Source organism: Nitrococcus sp., assembly GCF_059432795.1.
On record NZ_JBXWZQ010000131.1, the window covers coordinates 1 to 2,574 of the forward strand.

Below are 2,574 nucleotides of genomic sequence, written 5' to 3' on the forward strand. Positions count from 1 at the left end.
CCTCGGGGTTGGTGATGCCGGCCGCCGTCGCGAAGCGGCCCAGGTCGCGCTTCCCGAAGTTCGACGGCGCCACCATCCGGCCGTCCATCGTGGTCCCCACGAAGCCGCTCGCGTCCAGGCCCCGATCGGCCTGCCATTCGTAGTGGGCCAGCAGGGCGTCGCGGAGGCCGTCCATCATCGGGACGGTCCGGCGACTCTACGCCGTCTTCGGCTCAGCCAGGATCGGGCCGTCGTCCCCCATCGTGACGGCCCGCTGGACGGCGATACGGCCGTGCTCGAAGTTCACATCGCCCCAGCGCAGGCCGCACGCCTCGCCGGGCCGGAGGCCGGTATCGACCAGCAGGCGGTAGAAGATGCCGTAGAAACTCGCGCGGCAGGCGGCGAGGAAGGCGTCCCGCTCCGTCGCGGTAAGGGCGCGGCGTTCCTGAGGCTTGTGTGATGGGATGCTCGCCTCGTTGGCGGGGTTGTGCGGCAGCATGCCCCACCGGACGGCTTGCGAGAGCGCTTGGGATAGCGCGGCGTGCGTGAGGCGGACGGTGCGGGCGCTCAGGGGCTTGCCGGACCAACCGCGCTCGCCCTCGGCCGGCTGGGGGAGCGTGCCGGCCATCATGTGGCCGTAGAGCTGGTCGATATCCCGCAGGCTCAGGGTGGCGAGCTTGCGGTGGCCCAGGCTCGGGAGCACGTAGGCGTCGAACGCGCTGCGGTACCCGTCCAGGGTGCGGGCGGACACCTCGCGCGCCTTGTGCGCCAACCACTCCCGCGCCAGGTCGGCCAGGGTGGCGGTGCTGCGGGGCGTGAGCTTGCCCTGGTACTTCTCTTGGAGCATGTCGGTGAGGACCGCTTCGGCGTCGCGCTTGCGGCCGTGCACGACCTTGCTGGCATAGCGCTTACGGCCCTTGGCGTCCCGGCCGGCGAACGCGCGCACCAGCCAGCGCTTGGGATCGTCGACGTGCTGCAGCAGCTGGCCGCCACGTGCGCCACTGCCCCGATCCGCGCGAACGTAGCGGCTCACGCCGTCGCTCCAATCTCGGTGATGGCCGCGATGCCGGGACGGGTGCCGCAGCGCGCGGATGGCGTGGTGGGGTTCGTGCTCATGCTTACCTCCCGTACGCCGCCGAAGTGTGAGCATCTAATAACGACGTCTTGACAGGGTAGCGCATTGGAGGATAACGTGTCAAGATGTCGTATATGACTGATCACGTTCGCGAGGAAATACGGGTGGCGATGGTCCGCCAACGCACCACGCAGACCGACCTGGCCAAGCAGACCGGCCTCAGCCGGCAGACCATCTCCAACCTTGTGAACGGCTACCGCGGCGACCTGTCGGAGAGTTGGGCGAGACTGCTGGACGCACTCGGCCTCGAGCTCACGGTGGTGGCAAAGAAATAACGCCGGCTAGCAGCCGGCGGTGGGATGTCCTCCTGAAGGCTCGCGAGAAGGGCTCTAGTCGCAGTCTTCCGTATTCCATTCTCGGAGCACCCAGCCCGAAGCCGCGGCGCTACCCGCTCCAGCGGCGATCTGTTTGACGATCATCCAGCACCGCCCCCTCCACCGCACGGGTCGTTGTTCCTTGTGTGCCCGATGGAAGGCATTGAAGCGTTCTGGGCCGAGCTCGGCTTTGGTGACAGGAATCTGCTCCGGGGTCACGTAGTCAGTCTAGCCGTGCGAAGCGCCGCAGCGCGTCGTCGGCAGGTGGCGACGCACCATCGGCCCAACGGAACGCTGAACCCCGTCAGGGCGGCAGGTGTTCGTGGCCGTTGGATGCGTACCCAGATTGTCGAATAGACGCGACCGTGTGTCTACCCCAGCACACTTGCACCGATGGGGCCCTGGGGCTATACTTGTGTCAACTCATCTGCCAGGTTGCAGAAGGAGCTGCGGGGGCGTCATCTGGCGCCTCCGATTTTGTCAATGGTCCTTGTTCAGGTGCGGCGGCCTCGTCGGCGTCTCAGTTTTTCCCGTTGCCATTCGGTCGGGCACGGGTACGCCGTGAGTAGAAATGGCACTGCATCCGAGCGCCATCTAACCACAACGCAGAAATCAAAGTCCGGGGTAGCTACAGTACGGCCATGTCTGCGGCCCCGCTTCGTCTTTGTCCACGTGTCCCAGGCAGGTGTTGCATTTCCTTCAGCGGCACGGAGCACGGGCGCGATCCACGGAACGTATGAGCATCGCAATGGACTCACTACACGGCCCAGCACTCCCTGGTCGTCCGTAGCTATGTGCCAAAAAGCGGTGCCGTAAGCAAGGCACTGGCCGTTATCCTCCACATGGAGTGGCTTGCCATCAACCGTAACCTCTTGGGCGACTACATCCGCATAGAAACGCAGATAGGCGATTTGCGCAAACACCTGCGGGGTGTGCCGGTCCTCGTTGTACTCGAGTAGGGCCGGAAGCTCCAGGGACGACATTAGTGGATGGTGGGGTGGCTAGATTTCCAGTAGAACAGGTTCAGCTTGCGGTATCGCAAGGGGCTCGTATCAGTTAGCGGAAAGCGTGACTTCTGCTCCAGGTGCTCGACTACCGAGCGCTTTGCCTCACTTGTGAGGCGCTCGTCGGCGGCCTCCCACAAGC

At 65.2% G+C, this 2,574-nt stretch carries 3 protein-coding genes; 2 read left to right on the top strand and 1 reads right to left on the bottom strand.

Annotated elements, in window-relative coordinates; translation table 11 throughout:
* Positions 1-196: 196 nt before the first annotated feature.
* Positions 197-1,012: a site-specific integrase gene (locus tag AC52Q4_RS09895; protein WP_495536635.1), complete on the bottom strand. Its 816-nt coding sequence runs from the start codon at positions 1,010-1,012 to the stop codon at positions 197-199.
* 176 nt (positions 1,013-1,188) lie between these two features.
* Here AC52Q4_RS09895 and AC52Q4_RS09900 point away from each other — a divergent pair, with 176 nt between their 5' ends.
* Both AC52Q4_RS09900 and AC52Q4_RS09905 read left to right on the top strand, forming a co-directional pair.
* Positions 1,189-1,389 (top strand): helix-turn-helix transcriptional regulator, encoded by a 201-nt coding sequence (locus AC52Q4_RS09900; RefSeq protein WP_495536636.1) that lies wholly within the window; start codon positions 1,189-1,191, stop codon positions 1,387-1,389.
* 833 nt (positions 1,390-2,222) lie between these two features.
* Positions 2,223-2,387 carry a hypothetical protein gene (locus tag AC52Q4_RS09905; RefSeq protein WP_495536637.1) on the top strand — a complete coding sequence of 55 codons (165 nt, stop codon included), beginning with the start codon at positions 2,223-2,225 and terminating at the stop codon, positions 2,385-2,387.
* The last annotated feature ends 187 nt before the right edge of the window (positions 2,388-2,574 follow it).

Bases quoted from the DNA above. Each gene is read 5' to 3' on its own strand.
- AC52Q4_RS09900 (WP_495536636.1), top strand. From the start codon at position 1,189: ATGACTGATCACGTTCGCGAGGAAATACGGGTGGCGATGGTCCGCCAA.